The 18088-nt window shown below is 69.9% G+C and carries 15 protein-coding genes and 1 pseudogene; 9 read left to right on the forward strand and 7 right to left on the reverse strand.

The features are described 5' to 3' along the window. Positions 1 to 79: 79 nt before the first annotated feature. Positions 80 to 940 (reverse strand): hypothetical protein, encoded by an 861-nt coding sequence (locus tag IE321_RS18050; protein WP_226651525.1) that lies wholly within the window; start codon positions 938 to 940, stop codon positions 80 to 82. 300 nt (positions 941 to 1240) lie between these two features. Between IE321_RS18050 and IE321_RS18055 the strand changes: the two genes are divergently transcribed. From IE321_RS18055 to IE321_RS18065, 3 genes are all read left to right on the forward strand, one after another. Continuing rightward, complete coding sequence (locus IE321_RS18055) at positions 1241 to 1675, forward strand: GntR family transcriptional regulator (RefSeq protein WP_190223673.1); 435 nt, start codon at positions 1241 to 1243, stop codon at positions 1673 to 1675. A 204-nt stretch (positions 1676 to 1879) separates the two neighbouring features. Then, a complete protein-coding gene (locus IE321_RS18060) occupies positions 1880 to 2917 on the forward strand; it encodes an AAA family ATPase (protein ID WP_190223674.1) in 1038 nt (345 codons plus the stop codon). Then, entirely contained in the window at positions 2914 to 3483 is a 570-nt protein-coding gene (locus tag IE321_RS18065; RefSeq protein WP_190223675.1) for a phosphotransferase-like protein, read from the forward strand. The genes IE321_RS18060 and IE321_RS18065 overlap by 4 nt, the downstream gene beginning before the upstream one ends. A gap of 7 nt (positions 3484 to 3490) precedes the next feature. Here IE321_RS18065 and IE321_RS18070 read toward each other — a convergent pair whose 3' ends face one another. Next, positions 3491 to 4330 (reverse strand): NAD(P)-dependent oxidoreductase, encoded by an 840-nt coding sequence (locus IE321_RS18070; RefSeq protein ID WP_190223676.1) that lies wholly within the window; start codon positions 4328 to 4330, stop codon positions 3491 to 3493. Positions 4331 to 4334: 4 nt separating this feature from the next. Continuing rightward, on the reverse strand, positions 4335 to 4979 hold the full coding sequence (locus tag IE321_RS18075) for an HAD family hydrolase (protein ID WP_226651258.1): 645 nt from the start codon (positions 4977 to 4979) through the stop codon (positions 4335 to 4337). Between the two features lie 114 nt (positions 4980 to 5093). Here IE321_RS18075 and IE321_RS18080 point away from each other — a divergent pair, with 114 nt between their 5' ends. From IE321_RS18080 to IE321_RS42035, 4 genes are all read left to right on the forward strand, one after another. Beyond that, positions 5094 to 5390 carry a helix-turn-helix transcriptional regulator gene (locus tag IE321_RS18080; RefSeq protein ID WP_190223677.1) on the forward strand — a complete coding sequence of 99 codons (297 nt, stop codon included), beginning with the start codon at positions 5094 to 5096 and terminating at the stop codon, positions 5388 to 5390. An 886-nt stretch (positions 5391 to 6276) separates the two neighbouring features. After that, positions 6277 to 8775, forward strand: coding sequence for a hypothetical protein (locus IE321_RS42030; RefSeq protein WP_229916441.1), 2499 nt, complete (start codon positions 6277 to 6279; stop codon positions 8773 to 8775). 227 nt (positions 8776 to 9002) lie between these two features. Next, positions 9003 to 9989: a DUF6083 domain-containing protein gene (locus tag IE321_RS18090; protein WP_190223678.1), complete on the forward strand. Its 987-nt coding sequence runs from the start codon at positions 9003 to 9005 to the stop codon at positions 9987 to 9989. A gap of 89 nt (positions 9990 to 10078) precedes the next feature. Further along, a complete protein-coding gene (locus tag IE321_RS42035; RefSeq protein ID WP_226651983.1) occupies positions 10079 to 10993 on the forward strand; it encodes a hypothetical protein in 915 nt (304 codons plus the stop codon). On the opposite strand, the gene IE321_RS43205 is transcribed toward IE321_RS42035, so the two are convergent. The 3 genes from IE321_RS43205 to IE321_RS18105 all read right to left on the reverse strand — a co-directional run bounded on the left by IE321_RS43205 (position 10981) and on the right by IE321_RS18105 (position 15683). Next, a complete protein-coding gene (locus IE321_RS43205) occupies positions 10981 to 11931 on the reverse strand; it encodes a DUF6083 domain-containing protein (RefSeq protein WP_372470268.1) in 951 nt (316 codons plus the stop codon). The two genes, IE321_RS42035 and IE321_RS43205, sit on opposite strands and share 13 nt — an antisense overlap. 1612 nt (positions 11932 to 13543) lie before the next feature. Beyond that, positions 13544 to 15016, reverse strand: a complete 1473-nt coding sequence (locus IE321_RS18100; protein ID WP_226651979.1) for a sensor histidine kinase — start codon at positions 15014 to 15016, stop codon at positions 13544 to 13546. Next, a complete protein-coding gene (locus IE321_RS18105; RefSeq protein WP_190223679.1) occupies positions 15009 to 15683 on the reverse strand; it encodes a response regulator in 675 nt (224 codons plus the stop codon). The genes IE321_RS18100 and IE321_RS18105 overlap by 8 nt, the downstream gene beginning before the upstream one ends. A gap of 94 nt (positions 15684 to 15777) precedes the next feature. Here IE321_RS18105 and IE321_RS18110 point away from each other — a divergent pair, with 94 nt between their 5' ends. Both IE321_RS18110 and IE321_RS18115 read left to right on the forward strand, forming a co-directional pair. After that, a complete protein-coding gene (locus IE321_RS18110) occupies positions 15778 to 17199 on the forward strand; it encodes a DUF2079 domain-containing protein (RefSeq protein ID WP_190223680.1) in 1422 nt (473 codons plus the stop codon). 92 nt (positions 17200 to 17291) lie between these two features. Further along, the gene (locus tag IE321_RS18115; RefSeq protein WP_190223681.1) at positions 17292 to 17828 is read left to right on the forward strand and encodes a TIGR02391 family protein; all 537 of its coding nucleotides are present in this window, start codon (positions 17292 to 17294) and stop codon (positions 17826 to 17828) included. 30 nt (positions 17829 to 17858) lie between these two features. Here IE321_RS18115 and IE321_RS18120 read toward each other — a convergent pair. Further along, a pseudogene (locus IE321_RS18120) lies at positions 17859 to 18088 on the reverse strand (transposase); the annotation flags it as partial.

Raw genomic sequence — 18088 nt, forward strand, 5'->3', positions numbered from 1 at the left:
GGGACGGGAGCAGACAGCCCCGGCCTCGGCCCCCGCGCGGTGCGGGAGCCGAGGCCGGGGCCGGGAACAGTGGTGCAGGTCAGGCCGCGAGCGCGGGCCTGCGGCAGCGGACGGTGTACGCGGCGGCGGTCTCGCCCGGGGTCGGGGCGGGCAACTCGGCCCGGACCGCGGTCACCAGCTTGGCGTGCTCGGGCTGGTCGGCCGGGGTCAGGGGGCGGCGCCAGATGGTGGCCAGGTGCGTGTAGGCGGCGCGAGCGAGGTACTCCTCGAGGACGTCGCTCGCGGAACGGCCCGGGGCGGCGTCGGCCAGGACGCGCAGGGTGCCGGCGGCCAGGGCACGGACAGAACGGCCGTCCCCGGCGGTCTGCCGGGTCATGGCCGGCAGGGCGCCGGCGGGGCCGTCGACGGCCCGACCACGCGTGGTGGGGAGCGCGTCGGCAGGAACCGCGCGGGCGGCGTCGGCCTGGCGGGCGGCGGGAACCCCACGCTCCCACTGCGCTCGCCGGTCGGCGGGACGCTCCTGGGGCCGGGCGACCTTGAGGGTCTGGACGGTGGCGCGGCGGTGACGGGTGAGGTCGACGGCGAGGCGCTCCTCGCGCGCCCACTCCTCGTACTGGCGGCTCCAGGTGTCCGGGGTGATGTTCACGTCGACGAGTCGGTTGCTGGAGCTGCAGCGGATCGCGGCGTCGACGCCGGCCTTGCCGGTGTGGTGCGGGACGAGCTTGAGCAGGTAGGTGCCGCGGTGGGGGGTCACGGCCACCCAGGTCTTGCAGGCCGGGCAGACCAGCGAGATGCGGCGGGTCTGCGTGGACTCGACGGTCCGCATGTCGATGTGACCGGGCGACAGGGTCGAGAGCACGATCGGGGCGAGGGGGCTGACGCGGGAGGTACGGGTGCGGCCCCGGCGCTTGGCGGCCTTGGGCATGGCGAGCTCGGGCATGGCGACTCCTCGGTGGGAGAAGGGGGAGGGGTGCTTACGGGGGGCGGATGCCTTCTCCACCCACCAGGTCCACGAGCCAGCGGCCCGCGTCCCGGCGGATAGACAGCGCATCAGCGCTGAGGTCGTGCAGCAGTCCTGCCAGCCGGGGGGTTTGTTCGTGCTACCGCCTCCGACCACCTGCCCGACTCCGGAAAGACGAGCTGCAGAAACTGCAGTGGTGCTAACTCGGTGATCCCGGAGGACCACGAGCTTTAGGTACAAGGTGCACTATGTGTATAAGGTTGTCAAGGAGGTGTTCCCATGACGACCCAGACCCTGCACAGAGTGCCCACCACGCTCGTGTGCTGCACTATGAGCAGCTCAAGCAAGCGGCTATATGAGGAAGGAGCAGTGGTGGGGAACGGTCAGCCGGAGTACCAGCGCGTCATGGAGGACCTCCGCCAACGGATCGCCGACGGCCGTCTTGCAGTCGGAGACCCGATCCCTTCGACCGCCAAACTGGGATCGCAGTACAACGTCTCCAGCACCGTGGTCCGGCGCGCCGTCACGGAACTGACCGCCGAAGGCCTTCTGTACGGACAGGCAGGGAAGGGCGTATTCGTTCGCGCCCGACCGACGCCTGTCGTAGCACAGCCTTCCACGGCCGAGCTTTCTGCCACCGTCAAGAGGCTTGAGGCCAGGCTTGACGCGATGGCTACTCGACTCGAAGAACTTGAGCGAGAGCGGAAGACCTGATCGCGCCACGCACGCGAAGCAAGTCGACTGTGCACCGGGCACCTCCTCATCCACTATCCGGCTGCGCTGCTGGAGCAATCACACCGCGAGTGCTTCGGCAGAGACATCACAGCGCGCTGTCGAAGCGCGTACATGAGCTCGTTCACGGGTTTTCAACATCCGTGTACACATGGGATTTCGGGCCCGAGCTCTAGGCTCGCAGGCATGACGATGACGGAGGGGCAACGGGTGGGAAAGCAGCGAGCGGGGTGGCGGCCGGACCGGCTGCGTGAGCAGCGTGAGGCGCACGGCCTGACTCTGGAGAAGGCCGGCGAGCGGCTCCGCGAAGTGGCCGAGCAAGCCAAACTGAAGGGCATTCCCGCCGCGAATCCCCAGACGCTGTGGCAGCACGAGACCGGTGAGGTCTACCCCGGCCCGCACTACCGGCGCGCCTACTGCCTCCTCTACCGGGCGACCGAGCCGGACCTCGGATTCCGGAACGCCCTGCCGGGCGAGGAGACATCCTTCAAGCTCACGCCGATCGACGACCGCATCAATGGCGCCCATGTTCTGGCGGTCGAGCGGGCGATCCACCGCATCGCACCTGGCTCGGAGGAGGCCGATCACTTCGCGCTGCAGCAGCGGATCATCGACGCGTGGAAGCGCCGGCACACAGGCGGCGACCCGCACCGTCCTGTCCTGATCCTGGTCGGCGGCTACGCGGGCTCCGGCAAGACAGAGCTCGCACGCTTCTTTGTCCAGCTCACCGGCTGGCCACTGCTCGACAAGGACCCGCTCACCCGGCCGCTCGTGGAGCGCCTGCTCATCGCGCTCGGCGGCGACCCCAACGACCGGCACACTGATCTCTATCGAGAACAGGTCCGACCGGTGGAGTACGACTGCCTGATGCAGTCGGCACTGGCGAACATCAAGTGCGGTATCTCCACCGTGCTAACCGCGCCGTTCATCGCGGAGATGACGGACGCGGCCTGGATGCAGCGCCTGACGAACCGTGCGGGATCGATGGGGGTCGATGTCTTCCCCGTGTGGGTGCGCTGCGATGAGGAATCGATGCGCGAGTACATCGGATTCCGCTCAGCGGCCCGGGACGCGTGGAAGCTTCAGCGGTGGGACGAGTACATGGCCACGATCGACCTCGAACTGCGCCCGGCGGTGCCGCACCTGGTTGTCGACAACCGGCTGGGGACGGCCGTGACGCTCGCGGACCAGGCGCGGCAGGCGATGGGGGCGATGTATTCGTGACTGGGCGCCAGGGGGTGCTCCTGTACGGTCCGCCGGCCTCGGGCAAGGACACCGTCACGGCGGCGCTCACCGAGCTGAACTCGAAGTACGTGCAGTTCGCGCGGCTCAAGGTCGGGTCGGGCAAGTCGGCTGGCTACCGGATGGGCACTGTAGAGCAGCTGCGCCAGCTGGAGGCCACGGGCGACGTCGTCTATGCGAACGCCCGGTACGGCAACACGTACGTGATCGACCGGCCCGGCGTCGACGCCGCGTTCGCGGCTGGGGTGCCGGTGGTGCACCTCGGGCAGGTCAACGGCATCCGAGCGCTGATCGACGGTTACCCGGCGGACTGGTCAGTGGTGCTGTTGTGGTGCCCGCGCGCGACGACCGAGCAGCGGTCGGCGGGACGCGGTGACGGTGACACCGCGGCACGGCTGGCGGCGTGGGATGCGACCCGCGAGGACCAGGACGCGCACCCGGAGATGGTCTGGGACCTTACCGTGGACACCACGGTGGCGTCGCCGCAGAACGCTGCGCGGCTCATCGACCAGCTGCTGGCGCAGCAGGCGGGAGTAGCAACGGCGTGAGCGCGGGCTACGGGCGGGCGAGTCGGTCCAGGGCGTCGATGAGCGTGAGCTCGCCGTCGTCCTTGGCGTCGTTCCACCGTGCCAGCGTGGACGCGGCCGCGCGCAGCATCTCCGGCGGGAGGCCGGCGGTGGCGAGTGCGTTGGCGGCTTCCTCCAGCTCCGGGCCCCAGCGCCAGGCGCGCGCGGCGGTCTTGGCGACGTACTGCGGCTCGGAGAGGTACGAGTCGGTGCGCTGGGAGGCGATCTCGATGAGCTCCTGGTCAACACCGTGCTCGCGCGCCATGCCAAGCGCGAGCGCTACCAGCACGCGGCTGGTCTTCTGGAACGAGGCGTACGCGAGCTTCAATGCGGACGCTTTTCCGACCTCCGTGCCCAGCACCGTGGTTCGGACAGCAGTGCCCGCGAACAACGCCTTGATGCGCTCGGTCGCGGAGGCTGGCCCGGACAGGTACAGGGTCGGCGTCTTGCCGCCGACTGGCGGGGATCCGACGACGCCGCCGTCTACGACGGTCGCGTCCGGTTCGAGCAGCACGGCGATCCGTTGCGCCCGCTCGGGGCTGATGGCGTTCGCCTCCACGAACACCCCGGCGAAGCGGTGCCCGGCGACATCGCGGGCCAGGTCCTCGGCTGCGGCTGGTGGGCAGAGGCTAATGACGATGTCGCTGCGGTCGAGCAAGTCGTACAGCGTGGGCACGGGCGTCAGGCCGAACTGGGCGGCGCGCTCTGTGGACGCGGCGCTGCGCCCGGTCTCGTACCACAGGGCCTCGGTCGCGTTGATCGCGGCGCAGGCGGCGACAGCTGCGCCCATGCTGCCGGGGTGGAGGATGCCGACGGTCGGCTGGTCCACGGTGCTACTCCTTGGTGAGCAGGATGGCGAGGGCGTCGGTGACGTCTTCGACGACGTGGTGCGCGGCGGGCAGTCCGTCGGGCCAGGGGCGGCCGCGCAGCCAGATGGTGCGCAGGCCGGCCTGGCGGCCGCCGCCGATGTCTCCGGCTGGGTTGTCGCCGACCATCCAGCCGCCGTCAGCGAGGCTGACGCCGCAGCGGGTGGCCGCGAGCTCGAAGAGACGCAGGTCCGGTTTGCGAATTTCAAGGTCGCCCGAGACGGCGACGCCGTCGACCAGGTCGGCGAGGCCGGTCGCAGCGAGTTTGGCCCGCTGGATGTCGCCAGCGCCGTTGGTGATGACGCCGATCGTCCATGCGGCGGCGCGCAGACGAGCCAGGCCCTCGAGGACCTCGGGTCGGCAGGTGACGGCGGCGGCTACGCGGTCGACGTACTCCTGCCACAAGTCCGCGGCGGGTGTTTCCAGGCCGAAGGCATCACGCAACCGGGTGAAGTCGGCAGCGTTCGCGCGTTCGGCCAGCTCGGTGCGCAGCCACTGTTCGGCATCGGAAGTGAGCGCGTTGGCGCGGCACAGGCCGGTTACGGCGTCGCTGAGTGCCGCCTGACGGTCGGCCAGCGTGCCGTCCAGATCGAAGAACACGGTGCGGGACACGGGCACGGACCCTACCGGGCATCGAACGAAACGCGGTTGGCTGTCTCGGCTCCACCCGTTCCGCGTTCGCGTGGTATATCTTTCATGGCACCATCAATCTTGAGAGGCTGCGCCGTGACGGACCCGGACCGCTTGAAGCGGGTCGACGCCCTACTCAACGACGTTCTGCCGCCTCCGCCGGTACGCGCCAAGCTGCGCCTGGCTGCCGGCCTGACGCAGCAGGAAGTCGCGGAGGTCGTGGGCGTAAAGCGCGTCGCAGTCGCGCGCTGGGAGCTGGGCCAGACGTACCCCCGGCGCCCTCACCGTGCGGTCTACCTACATCTGCTCAACCGGCTCGCGGAGCGGTTTCCCGAGGCCGCGAAGCCAGATGAGGGCATGCCGACGCCGGTCTCCGAAGGGGGATCGGGATGACCTAGAGGCCATCGGCCACGCGCGCCTGAAACGGACTAACCACCCGCCAGGCCCCGCGCGGCCCGTCTGCCGACCGGCTTACCACCGCATCGGCTGCTCAGATCCCAGTTCCAGCTGGTTCTGAGCTGCGGCTCACTGAGCCGCACTTTTCCAACTCGGCCCCTAACCAGGGCCACTCACCACGGCCACCACAGCCGCGCAGCACCCGCTGTGCGTGTCCCGCAGGGCCCCCACCACAGGGGCTCTGCGGATCCACCGAGACGAGAGGAGAAATCTCCCCCTGCCTTTCGGTGTCTGCCCCGCTTCACAAAGAAGAGGGGCTACACCCTCATCCGCTCGCCGGCAGCCCCGTGTGAACGGGGCGGTCCGACTCGCATATGGAAGCTGGTGTCCTCGCCATAGTGCCCGATCTGGTGTCTCCTGAAAAGTCGAGCGCCGCCCGTTTCGGCGCGATTCGCGCGGTTCACGCGTTTCGCGTGACGGAACAGACGTACGCGATCCTCCTCTTCGCACCTTTTGAGCAAGAAGCGAGTCTTCCTATAGGAACCCACAACCCGACCGGGTCTGCCCGGTCGGTGTCCATCCGCGTCCGCAACGACTTCGTCAGTGGCGCCCTCAAGGGGGCCATCCCGTGTGTCGGGACGCAATCTGAAGTTGTTGTCCGCCGTGCGGGAGCCCGGAGAGCAATCCGCGCGGAGTGGACTCTTTCCACAGGTCGTCCGGTCCAGGCTGCCGAGATGATCACTGGTGCCGCTGTACCCACGGCCACGTTCCGCCTCTCGACCGTTGCGGGTGTTCGATGAGCGCTGTGGCGGCGTCGGCCGCCGTGCTGCCACGCTCCCGCACCGGGTCCGCCGGGGGGACCTCGCGGCGTCGGCTTCGGTCGGTGCCGGCGCAGGCCGGGCCGGTCCCGGAGCGGGCTGCGGGTCATCCGCTGTCGCTCGGTCGCGACGCGCGTGCGCGTCTGGGTGGTGCGGTGCGCTCTCTCCTGGATGCGGCGGGTCTGGAGGGCGCGTCGGACGCGGCGCGTCTGGCGGTGCTGGTGCTGGCGTCGCGGACGCCGTCGGAGAACGGCGTGGTGAAGATCCATACCTCGGAGCTCGGCCGGTGGCTGGGGATGTCGGCGTCGTACACGGCGTCCGCAGTGGTGTCGGAGCTGCGCCGCTCGGGTGTGGTGTCGGTGGAGACCGAGAAGGGCGAGTACCGCGAGGACATCGGCCTGGAGTGCAAGGTGCTGCCTCTGTGGGCGGCGCAGGGCGTTGTCGGCCACCGGCTGAACTTGGCGAAGAAGGAGTACGCAACGCTGCAGCGGCTGTTCGAGGCCGTGATGGCTCCGGGCTGGAAGCACCGGGACGGTTCGGTGACGCCGGCTGGGCTGATCGGTACGCGTACCGGTCGGGGCGCGGCGACGGATCGTCTGGCGCTGCTGTTGCTGGTGCTGGAGGCGCGGGAGTCCGGGCGGGTGCGGCAGTGCGGCGGCACGGTGGACACCAAGCGTGGCCGGGCCGCGGTGACGGTGGCCCGGTTGCTGGGCTGCTCGGCGTCGGCGGGGGAGCGGGTGCTGGAGCGCCTGGAGGACCGGGAGCTGGTGCTGCGGGTGCGGCTGCGGACGGCGTCGAAGATGGCGCACCGGACGCGGTTGATGGTGCCGGCGGTCGCCGCCGCGCACGGCCGCACGGTCGCCGATGATGTCCAGGAGGACCGTGCGGAGGACCGGGAGCCCGATTTTTCAGACCCCGACGCTACGGCAGGGCCTAGTGAGGTCCTGGAGGGGGCTTCCGAACCGCAGGTCAGCGGCCTGTCTGTGACGGATGAGCCGGATGTTGCAGACCCCGACGTTGCGGCAGCCCTTCACACTGACCACCCTCACCTGGGTAGCCCCGTCGTTCCTCCGCAGCTCTCTGGTGGCTTTTCCGGCGAAGGCCGTGGAACTGAAGGCCGTCGGCCGAGACGCGCGTGCATGCGCGAGGACCAGCACGCCGACGGCGAGTCCGCCGTTGCCGGATCCGGGAGCCCAGTGGCCGGGGCCGACCCGCTCCGCGGTGAAAAGCCGAAGGAGTCACCGGTCGACGGGCATGAGCAGGCAGGCGGCGTTGCCGCTGGTGCTGGTGCCCGGCTGACGGTCGTGGGTGGTCGAAAGACGCAGCAGCAGGGGCGGTCGGAGCTTCCGGCCGATCTTGATCTGCGGGTGGCTCTGGCGCCGGTGTCCTGGCTGTGGACGAAGTTGAACCGCTGGCAGCAGGACCAGGTAGTGAAGACTGCGAAGGTGGAGCTCGCCCAGCTGCGCCAAGTGCTGGAGTGGGCGGGGCAGGCCCCGTCGGTGCTGGCCGCTCGGCTGACGTCCCGGCTCGAGGAGACCGGCGGCGAGGCCCTGATCGCCCGCCCATACGGCTGGATCACACACCGCGGGCTGGTGCGCCGGCCGTCATGCTCGGACGTGCGATGCGACGACGGCGCCCGGCTCGATACTGGTGCCGACTGCGACAACTGCGCCAACGTGCTGCACTCGCGGCGGGCCTGGCGGGCCCGGATCACGTCGACCGTCGCTGAGGAGATGCCCGGCCTGGACGAGTACGAGCGGCGCCGCGTCGTGGAGGCCCGGATGCGCGAGTACGCCGCGGTCGAGGCTGCCGACTACGTGTATCGCCGTGAGCAGGCCCAGGCTGAGCAGGTTCGGCGCGCTGCGGCCCGTGCGGAGGCCGACGCCCGTGCGGCGGCAGAGCGGGAGCGAGCGGACTCCGAGGCGGCCGCACGTCGGGTACTGCCCTGTGAGGAATGCGGCCGGGCGAACTCCGACGGACGGTGCGACGCCTGCCGCTACCAGCGTGCCGCCCAGGAGCTTTTGGCCGAGGCGGAATCCTTGTCCGCCGCGGCGGTGGATCCTGCGGACAGCGAGGGCATCCGCCGAGCGGTCGGCGACACCCGAGAGATCCTCGGTGTGCTCATGGGGGAGGCCCGGCAGCGGTTCCTCACCGCCCACGTGCCCAGCGGAACGCCGGGGGAGCAGGACACGGTGCGGGACGTGATCGCGTACGCGGAGCTGGAAGTGCTCAAGGAGGTCGTTCCGCAGATCCGGCAGTCGGCGCTCAGGGCTCTTGCGGCCTGCCAGCAGGCCACGGCCGAGGCGGACCGCGTCTACGCCACCGAGCGGGCGCGTCGCTGGGACTGGCCTGACGCCAGCGAGGCAGACGTGATTGCGGCCGCCCGGCAGAGTGCTCAGCAGGCCCGCGCCCGGACGGCCGAACACCTTCTGGCCGTCCGTCTCGACCAGCTGAGCGGTCAGAACCCGACGCGAGATGCCAAGGCGACGGCGTCAGACTCACGGGCGCAGCGACTGGCCGAGTACGCCGCCCGTGCACTGCCCGGCGAGGTGGTTGAGGCGTGAATCTGTGGGACAGCCACCGCGGCCCGCCGTCCCATGGGCCCCGCCCGCAGTGGACTTCGGCAGTGCCGAGACCGAGGGCGGCCCCTTCCCCTCGACGGTGACGGCCGGCCCTTCTGCTTGTGGTGTGACATGAGCGGTCGGACGGGCCCTCTGGCTGAACGCCCTGGAATATCCTTCACGTTCGCGGGCGCTGTCCCGCAGTACCGGATCGAGGAACAGCCTTGTCCATGCACCTGCACCGTTCGAACCAGACTCGCTTGCTGCGGCGTTTGGCCGCAGACCGCTGCAAGTACTGCGATACGCCGATTGAGTGGTTCGAGCGGTATGACTCACTTCGGATCCCGTTGTCTCCGGAGTTTCCGGCGGGGCCAGTTCCCCAGAGGATGCAGTGGCACCTGGCCAAGGGGGTCGCCTACCCGGGGCGGGATCCTTTCACCGGGTACTGCCGTATCCCGCACCCGGCGATCTGCCCGGCCGCTGAGCATCCCGATCTCCCCGAAGAGCTGCAGGATGTGGTGGCCCGCCTGGCCGTGCGGATGCGCGGACGTATCGACCGCGGTGAGTTCGCCCCGTACATCGAGCCCGTCATCGAGGAGCAGGTCGCCTCCCCCGATCCGGACGAGGCCCAGCAAGTACGGCATGTCATCTCCTACCACGGCACACTGAGGCTGGCGCCGTGCGAGGTCCATGAACTGCGGTGCATCTCGACTTTCAGCGGTACGCAGGAGCGCTGCGAGAACGGTGTCTTCGACGTCGAGGAAGGCAAGTGGGAGGAAGTTGACATCCCCTACGCCCCGGGCCGGCAGGGGCAGCAGATCCTCAACCTCACCGGCGGCCGGATGTGGGCGTGGGTCGTCAACGACTTCACCTTCCTGCGCCGCTGGTGGAAGCAGCAGTGTGTCGACCACTTCGAATCCGGCGCCCCGGATCATGTGACCTTCGAGCTGATCCAGTTCCATCCGCTGCTGCACGACGACTACATCCTGACCGAGCGGCCCGAGGGCTACGAGCGCGCACCGGTGGGGCAGGACATCGTCATCCACGACGGCCCGACCGGCGACAAGGCCCTGTGTGCGACTCCCGGGTGCTGGCACTCGACCGTAGGCAAGCAGCCTGAGGGGTGGCGGTGCTGGGAGTGCGAGCGGGTAGAGAAGCGCAGGGCCCGGGTCCACCGCCGGTGGGGACAGACCGCTTCCGGGTCGTCTGCCTGGTGACCTGTGCATGCCCGGGATCCCGGCTGGGCAGTGTCTGCCTTTGACCCGCCGGCGGAACGCTGCCCCCGAGCTCTCGGAGTGAGGACCTGTTGACCAGCACCATCGGATCATTCGACGAGCAGTCCCAGACGTCGCGTGACCCGCAAGACCCCATCCCCACTCCCTGGGAGTCCTTCTCCGCCATCGCCGAGCTCATCTACCGGCACAAGGTTGGAGTCGTCGTCGAGCGCGGCACCCCTGAGACATCCCTGGGGACCGACCTTGCCGTCTACGCGGCCGAAGCCGGCATCCCCACCCTGCTGTGCACCCCGCGTCGGCCGCCGCACGTACCGCCTCTGCTGCTGGTGGACACCCACGCCCACCCCACGTCATCTCGTATCAACGAACGCCTTCAGGCACAGCACCGGGGAAAGGAGTTCGGGTTCCTCGTGGTCGAGGACTACGAACGGATGAGCCCCGACGAATACCCCTACGTGGACCGGTACGACCCGATCGACGACCTGGACTACGAACCCCCCACGCCGGCGGAAGAGCTGCTGCGGGCCGTCCAGATGCTCAGGACCAGCGTGCCTTCCCTGTTCACCACCGCTCTGCCCACCACCCCCGACACCTCCCGCTCCCTCCTGGAGACCTTTCCCGCCGAACACCCCGCGTCCGTGCTGACTGACGCCTGCAAGCCGGTCCTCACCCTCCACCGCACCGACCTGCGCACCGTGCAGGCCCGCGTGGACCTCAGCTCCACCCCAGGAGCGCAGCTCGTCACTCTCCTCTGGCCGACAGTCCCTGCCATGCGCACCCTGGCCGAACTTCGCCAGTCCCTCACCGCCTACGGAGCCGCCGGCGACCGGGACCGCTTCGACACCGAACTCGACGCCATCGCCCTCGATGACCTCGACCAGATCAGCGGGATCGTGCAGACCTACCGGCAACGAGTGATCCAGCGAACCGCCGCGGCGATCCTGCCGGCCCAGGCCACGGACGAGCCTGACGATCACCAGGGGTAAGCAGCCCAGCGTTCGCGATGCATCCCGCTCTTCGCCCGGCCGCGGGGCGTCGTACACGGTGACCCCCGTACAGCCCCGCACTGACTGCAGGCAACCTTCGCCATCACGTCGGAGCGGTCGAGCTCTGGGCGTACAGGGACCACCCTCATGGGCATCGGCTCAGGCACCACCGGCGCGGCCGGTTCCATGCTTCGCGCCGGCGCCCGCCACAACTGCAACAGACTGGCGGCGGTCGGGTTCACCGCCCGACATGTGCGGTGGTGCCACACCCACCACAGGCCAGTCCCATGCTGGTCAGGGCGCACCGCCACCCCCTCCGAGATAGTCCACAGCACGTCGGACGGGACGTGAGGGCGCACAGAATGAGTGATCGGATCAGGGTCGACCAAGATCCACTTTCCCGTCGGCACCTGGTACTTCAGTACCTCCATGGCGCAGTCGGGACACCTTCCCCGTCTCTCGTCGAGACCAGACGCCTGGGGCCGTTCGACCGCAACCGCGTCACCGAAGGACCCAGGAAGAGCCTCTTGCACGGAAGGGGAGCGGGCCGGAGGTGTCACGAAGCCGACGGGAGACGCCGAAGCGGAACCGCCCGCAGCTCGCCACTCCCGCTCAAGCCGCTGCTTCCATCCCTTCGGGGCCGGCCAGGGGACACCCCAGGCGGCCAGCTGCGCACGAGTCCAGCCGCCTCGCGGGGTCCGAGCAGCCTCGATCTCCTCCGGAGACGGCAGCCGCGGCCGAGGCAGACCTGCACGACCGTCCGCGGCAGAGACCGGTGCCTCACCACGCGTCCCAGGCTTCCATTGCCCTTCGCCGACCCGATCCACTGCTTCCCCCTCCCGAGAACGATCTCCCACTGTCCTGCCCCTCCGTCCGCCGGCCTGATGGCCGCGGCCACCGTTCTCAACGGGACGATCCAAGCTCAGGACTTGAGTCACCGCTCACACAACGGCCTACCCACCAGCGGGTGATCTTTTCGCCCGGAAGGAGCAACCCGCCGGCAACAGAGAGGAATACCGCAGAGCAGGTGCGGTCTGGTGCCCTCGTGCACAATCCGCAAGACTCCACCTACCGGGTTCCGACCAAACGGCCGCCCTTGTTGGCCGAGCTCCGCACCAAGCTGGCCAGCGCCGGAGACCACATTCGCGCCCTTCCTGAGCACGGCGATCCGGCAGAGTTCGAGGCCATCGCGGACGCCCTCTACCAAGCATTTACGACAGCGCGGAACCTGGCGCCGTCCAGAGACTCCACGAACTGCACCTCCCACCCCAGGGGCCCTATCGATCCCGAGGCCCCCGTCGGATGGGGACAGTGCCTGCTGTGCAACACCCACCGGCGCGCAGGCAACGCAAGTGCCCGCGCGGGAGCACCCCAGGCCCTGATCCAGTGGGACGTGCCACCACCGCCCTACACCCGTGAGGGCCTACTGGACCGGATGCAAAGGGTCAACGACGCAAGCTTCGAACTTCACCTCAGGTCGTCCGAGAGAGACTTCGTCGTGATGGCGGACCTGCTACACGGCGCGTTCATTATCGCCCGTGAACTGTCCCGGCCCCGGTCGGCATCAGGGTGCCTCCGTCATCCCGGAGCGCCCACCGACCCGGCAGCCGCGGGTGGCCCCCGGTGCCTGTTCTGCGTCGCCGACGATCTACGCCGGCAGCGCGCCGCGACACCCTCACGCATCCCTCAGCCTCCCCAGGCCCGCCGCATGGGCGGGGCCGGCTCGATCCCGCCGAGGTGAACCCATGGCCTCCTCGTACGAGCACCTGGTGGCAGCCGAAGAGCTCCTTCAGACCGCGCACGGACTCCTGCAATCCGGAAAGCGCCGCCGGGCGGCTCCGCTGATCCGGCTGGCGTCCGGATTTCTCGAGGCGGCCACCATCCGCGACCGGATCACAGCAGAACCACCTCTTCTCTCGCGCACACCGGAACCGGTGCTTGAACCTGTGCCAGGCTCGGTGCCGGCGCCCTCAGCCCGGCCTTCGCTGCCTCCCTGGTGCGGGCAGTGTGACGGGCCCGAAGTCTCACTCCGCTGGATCAGCGAGGAAGACACCGAAGGTCGCTGCCGCGCCACGAAGTGCCCCCGCTGTCACCCTGGATCCTCCGCGCTGACGGTCACCTCCGCCAAGGCGACCACCTCACCCGGACAAACCACGCCTCTCACCAGGCTGTAGCCCGCCTCGTCGGCCTCGCACCACCCTTCAGCACCGTCGTACCAGCAACCGGCACTGGCTCTGCACCAGCCATGACGGCGCGAAGAGCACAACGGCGATATCGCACGCCCCCTGCACACGGCGCACCGGTGGATGACCGAGTGCCGCGACTCCAGCGCGCCCGCGATCGTCCTCGCCCACACGGCCCAAATTGCCGACGTCCTCGCCGCCAGAACGCTTCCCCCGAGAACGGTCGGCAGTAGCTGCTGGCCGCAATGAAGGACGTTTACCTCCACGCCAAGCTTGCTGCCTAACATCCCGCGCGCGTGGGGAGCGGATTTCCTGAACAGCGCTTCTGCCCGCCGCAGGCGAGTTGGGGATGGACTGCTGACGGTGGTCAGGTCCGAGAGGGGAACCGTGCCATCAGTAGGGCGCCGGGGCCTGGGGGTTCCTCGGCGGTGAGGGTGCCGCCGTGGGAGGTGGCCAGGTCACGGGCGATGGGGAGGCCGAGGCCGGCTCCGCCGGTGCTGCGGGCGCGGGCTTCGTCGAGGCGGGTGAACCGGTCGAAGACGCGGGCCCGGTCGGCGGGTGGAATGCCGGGGCCGTCGTCCTGGACGGTCAGGACCAGGTCGGATCCGGCTCGGCCTACGGTGACGGTGACCTCGGTCCGTGCGTAGCGGCAGGCGTTAGCAAGGAGGTTGCGAAGCAGTCGGTCCAGGTGAACGGGGTTGCCAGGGAGGACCGCGTGGTCCGGGGCCTCGCACCGGAGGCGTAGCGCGGTTGCTTCCGGGAGGTGCTGGTGTTCGCGGACCAGGTCCTGCGCGAGGGCGGAGAGGTCGACCGGTTCGCGGACCGGGGTGACGGAGCCGTGCGAGGCGAGCAGGAGCAGGTCGTCGGCCAGGTGCTGGAGGCGGACGACGTCGGCCGTCGCCTCCGCGACGACCTCGCGCCAGTCCGTGACCGAGTCGGGGTGTCTCAGGGCTGATTCGAGTTGGGCGCGGAGTGCGGCGAGGGGGCTGCGGAGTTCGTGTGCCGCGTCGGCGGTGAATTCCCGCTGTCGGGTGGCGGCGGCTTCCACGCGGTCGAGCGTCGCGTTCGTGGTTCGGGCGAGTTCTGCGATGGCGTCGGATCCGGGTGGGACGGGAACTCTGCGGTCGAGTGACTGTCCTGTGATGTCGGCGAGTTCGCGGCGGATCGCCTCGACGGGCCGCAGGGCGCGAGCCACTGTGGCGTACACCAGGCTGCCGGTGAGGAGCATGACGAGCGGGACGCCGGTGGTGCGGGCGATACCGAAGATGCTCTCGGCGCTGAGCCCGTTGTCACGGGTGGTGTCGAGCAGCGCGACCATGCCGAAGGTGAGTACTCCGGAGGCGGTGGCCGCCGCTGCCATCAGCCGCGCTCCGAAGGAGAGCCCGTTGAGGCGAACAGCGGTGCCCGCCCACACCGCCGCCGCCGTGAGCACACCCGCTGCCGGGGCGAGAAACCCAAGGCCGTAGCGCAGCGTCTCGTCGGCGACGTGGATGGGGTCGATCTCGTTCGCCCGTCCCGCCCATTCGCAGCCCGCGTCGTAGACGTAGTACGTGACCGCCGCCGCGACCGCCGTGGCCCGGAGCCGCGCCCACGGTGCCGTGCCCCGGCCGGTCCACCAGCAGACGACGGCGACGGCCGCCGCCCCGGCCTCCGCTCCCCAGGCGGAGACCAGCTCGATGTGAGGGCCGATCCGGAAGGGCGGGCGGCCACCGAGCGGGTTGAGTCTGACTGGTCCGGCAAGGGTGTCCGCGTACGCCAGCCAGCACACGACCGCCACGACGACCAGAGCCGCCGTGAGCCCGGCCGCCCTGGCTTGACGGGGCACGATGGGCCTAGGCACGGGCGTTCACCCGGTAGCCGGCTCCTCGTACGGTCTCGATGGTGTTCCGGCCGAAGGGAATGTCGATCTTCTTGCGGACGGCGCTGATGTAGACGTGGACGATGTTCGGGTCGCCGGTGAAGTCGGCGGACCAGACCTCGTCGATGACGTCGAGCGCGGGCACGACCTCGTCGGGCCGGCTCAGCAGGCAGTGCAGGACGGCGAACTCCTTGGGGGTGAGCGTGATGCGGTCGGTGCCTCGTCCGCAGGCGCGCCGGGCCGGGTCGAGCCACAGGTCACCGGCCTGCAGGACCGTGGAGAGGCGGGCGCCGCCGCGGCGGACGAGGGCGCGGAGCCGGGCTTCCAGGACGACGTACGAGAAGGGTTTGGCAAGGTAGTCGTCGGCGCCGGTGTCGAGGCCCTCGGCCTCGTCGTATTCGCCGTTCTTCGCGGTGAGCATGAGGACGGGGACATCGTTGCCCTCGGCGCGCAACCGGGCGCAGACCTGGTAGCCGCTGAGGCCGGGGAGCATGAGGTCGAGGAGGACGGCGGCGTAGCGGTGCTCGCGGGCCATGTGGAGGCCGTCGATGCCGTCGTGTGCCACGTCGACGGTGTAGCCGACGGCGGTGAGGCCGCGTCGCAGGGAGGCGGCTATCCGTTCCTCGTCCTCGATCACCAGAATGCGCATGGGCCGAGTATCGCCGCAGGCTGCCCGCGGTTCCTGAGGAAGTCCTCAGGTTTCTTCAGGGACCCTTCAGGCGGTGCTTCCGAGACTGCGGGCCATGATCGAAATCACCGCTCCCGAGACTCTGGTGCGCCGGGGCGGCACGGTGCCGTCCCGGACCGCGCCATTGCTCGTCGCCGCTGTACTTCTCGTCCTGCACACGGCGTTCGCGCTGCGCAACCACGCCCGGTTCCGGACGACCGGTTACGACCTGGGGATCTTCGGTCAGGCGGTGCGGGAGTGGGCGGCGGGACGGTTGCCGGCGTCGGCGATCCGGACGGCGTCGGCGCCGCCCGGGTTCGAGGGCGAGGCGCTGCCGCTGCTGGGAGATCACTTCCATCCGGTGGTGGCGTTGCTGGGACCGGTGTACCGGCTGGTGCCGCGGGTCGAGGTGCTGCTGGTGGCTCAGGCGGTGTTGGTGTCGGCGGCGGTGTACGTGACGGGACGGACCGCGCAGCGGCACCTGCCGGGGCTGTGGGGGGCTGGGCCGGTGGTGGGGGCGGTGTGCGGGCTGGCGTGGGGTACGCAGTCGCTGGTCGGCTTCGACTTCCACGAGGTGGCGTTCGCGCTGCCGTTGCTGGCGCTGGCGTGCCGGGCTTATCTGGACGGGCGGTTGCGGGCGGCGGCGGGGTGGGCGGCGGGGCTGCTGCTGGTGAAGGAGGACCTGGGGGCGACCGCCGCGGTGTTCGGTCTGCTGGTGGTGCACAAGGCACGAGACGGGCGGGATCGGCGGGCCGGATGGCTGCTGGCTGGTGGGGCGTCGCTGGCGGCGGTGCTGGTGCTAAAGGTGGTGGTGCCTGCGTTCGCGCCGGACGGACGGTACCTGTATGCCGGGCAGGTGGGAGATGGGTACGGGTTCCTCGACGGGTGGCCGGTGAAAGCGTTGACGGTGCTGGCGCTGCTGGCGGTGACGGGCGGGTTGGTGGTGCGCAGTCCGCTGGCGTGGCTGCTGCTGCCGACGCTGGGGTGGCGGTTCGCGTCGTCCGTGCCGGCGCACTGGGGACCGGGGCTGCACTACTCGGCGGTACTGGTGCCAGTCGCGTGCGCGGCCCTGGTGGACGCTGTACGGCGAGGAGCGCGGCTGCCGGGGATACGCGGGCGAGGGATGCTGTGGGTACCGCTCGGGGCAGTGCTGGTGCTGCTGCCGTTCCAGCCGACGGCGGTGGTCGCGGCGCCGGGCTTCTGGAAATCGGACCCGCGGGAAGCAGCGGCACGGGAGGCGGTCCGGCGGGTACCGGACGGGGTGCGGGTGGCATCAAGCAACTCGCTCGCCCCGCACCTGACGGACCGCACCGTGGTACGGCTCGCGACGCCGGCGCTGCTGGAGCGCCGGCCGGCGGTGGACTGGCTGGTGGTCGACCGGACAGACGGCTTTCCCGCAGAAGCGGCGGAAGGCGCGCTGGGCGAAGCGGCGGGTAACCCCGCGTGGAAGGTGATGTGGGAGGAGGCCGGGATCGTCCTCCTGACCCGCATCCGGTAAGGGGATCAACCGCGCACGTAGGAGCCCAACAACTCTGTCGGACTTTCGCCGAACCTGACGCCACGACGGCGACGCGCCGGCTCCGATCCAGCATGCCCACACGCAGCGCCGTCCGCCCCACTACCGCCGGCGCGCCCCATCCTCGGCACCGGCCGCCATACCCGCCAACGTCGAGACGGGCGGTTCGGGGTGGCCCTGGTATAGCGCGGCTCGAGGCCCGCGCCCGGCTTGCCGGTCTGCTCCACCCGGACCTGGAGAAGACGGTACGCACCAACTTCGACCTGGAGGACTACGAGACCGCGTGCTTCGCCGCCATGAAGACCGTCGAGGTCGCCGTCCGCGACGCCTCCGGGCTCGACAACTCCCTCGTCGGCGTCGCGCTGATGCGCAAGGCGTTCCAGCCGCACCAGAACGGCAAGCCCGGCGGTCCGCTGGCCGACGCCGGCGCCGAGGGCGGCGAGCAGGAGGCCGATTCCGCGCTATTCGCCGGAGCCATGGGCCGGTACAAGAACCCCTCCAGCCACCGCACCGTCGACTTCGACAACCCGATCGAAGCGGCCCAGATCATCCAGTTCGCCGACCTGCTGCTGCGCCAGGTCGACCGGGCCAAGGACCGCAACAGCTCGTAAAAACACCGGCCGGGGCCGCCGATGTCAGTGGGTCCTTGCAGACTGTCGTTCATGATCCACGTGCACGATGGTGGAGTCGACCGAGATGTCCCAGCCGATCTCGCCTGCGGCGTCGGCCGCCGCCTGGACCTGCTGGAGGAGACGTTCCCAGGTGCCGTCGGCCGACCACAGGCGGTGGCGTTCATAGACGGTCTTCCATGACCCAAACCGTTCGGGCAGGTCACGCCACTGCACTCCGGTTCGCACCCGGTGCAGGATCC

This window comes from Streptomyces hydrogenans, from assembly GCF_014656075.1.
Lineage (GTDB): Bacteria > Actinomycetota > Actinomycetes > Streptomycetales > Streptomycetaceae > Streptomyces > Streptomyces hydrogenans.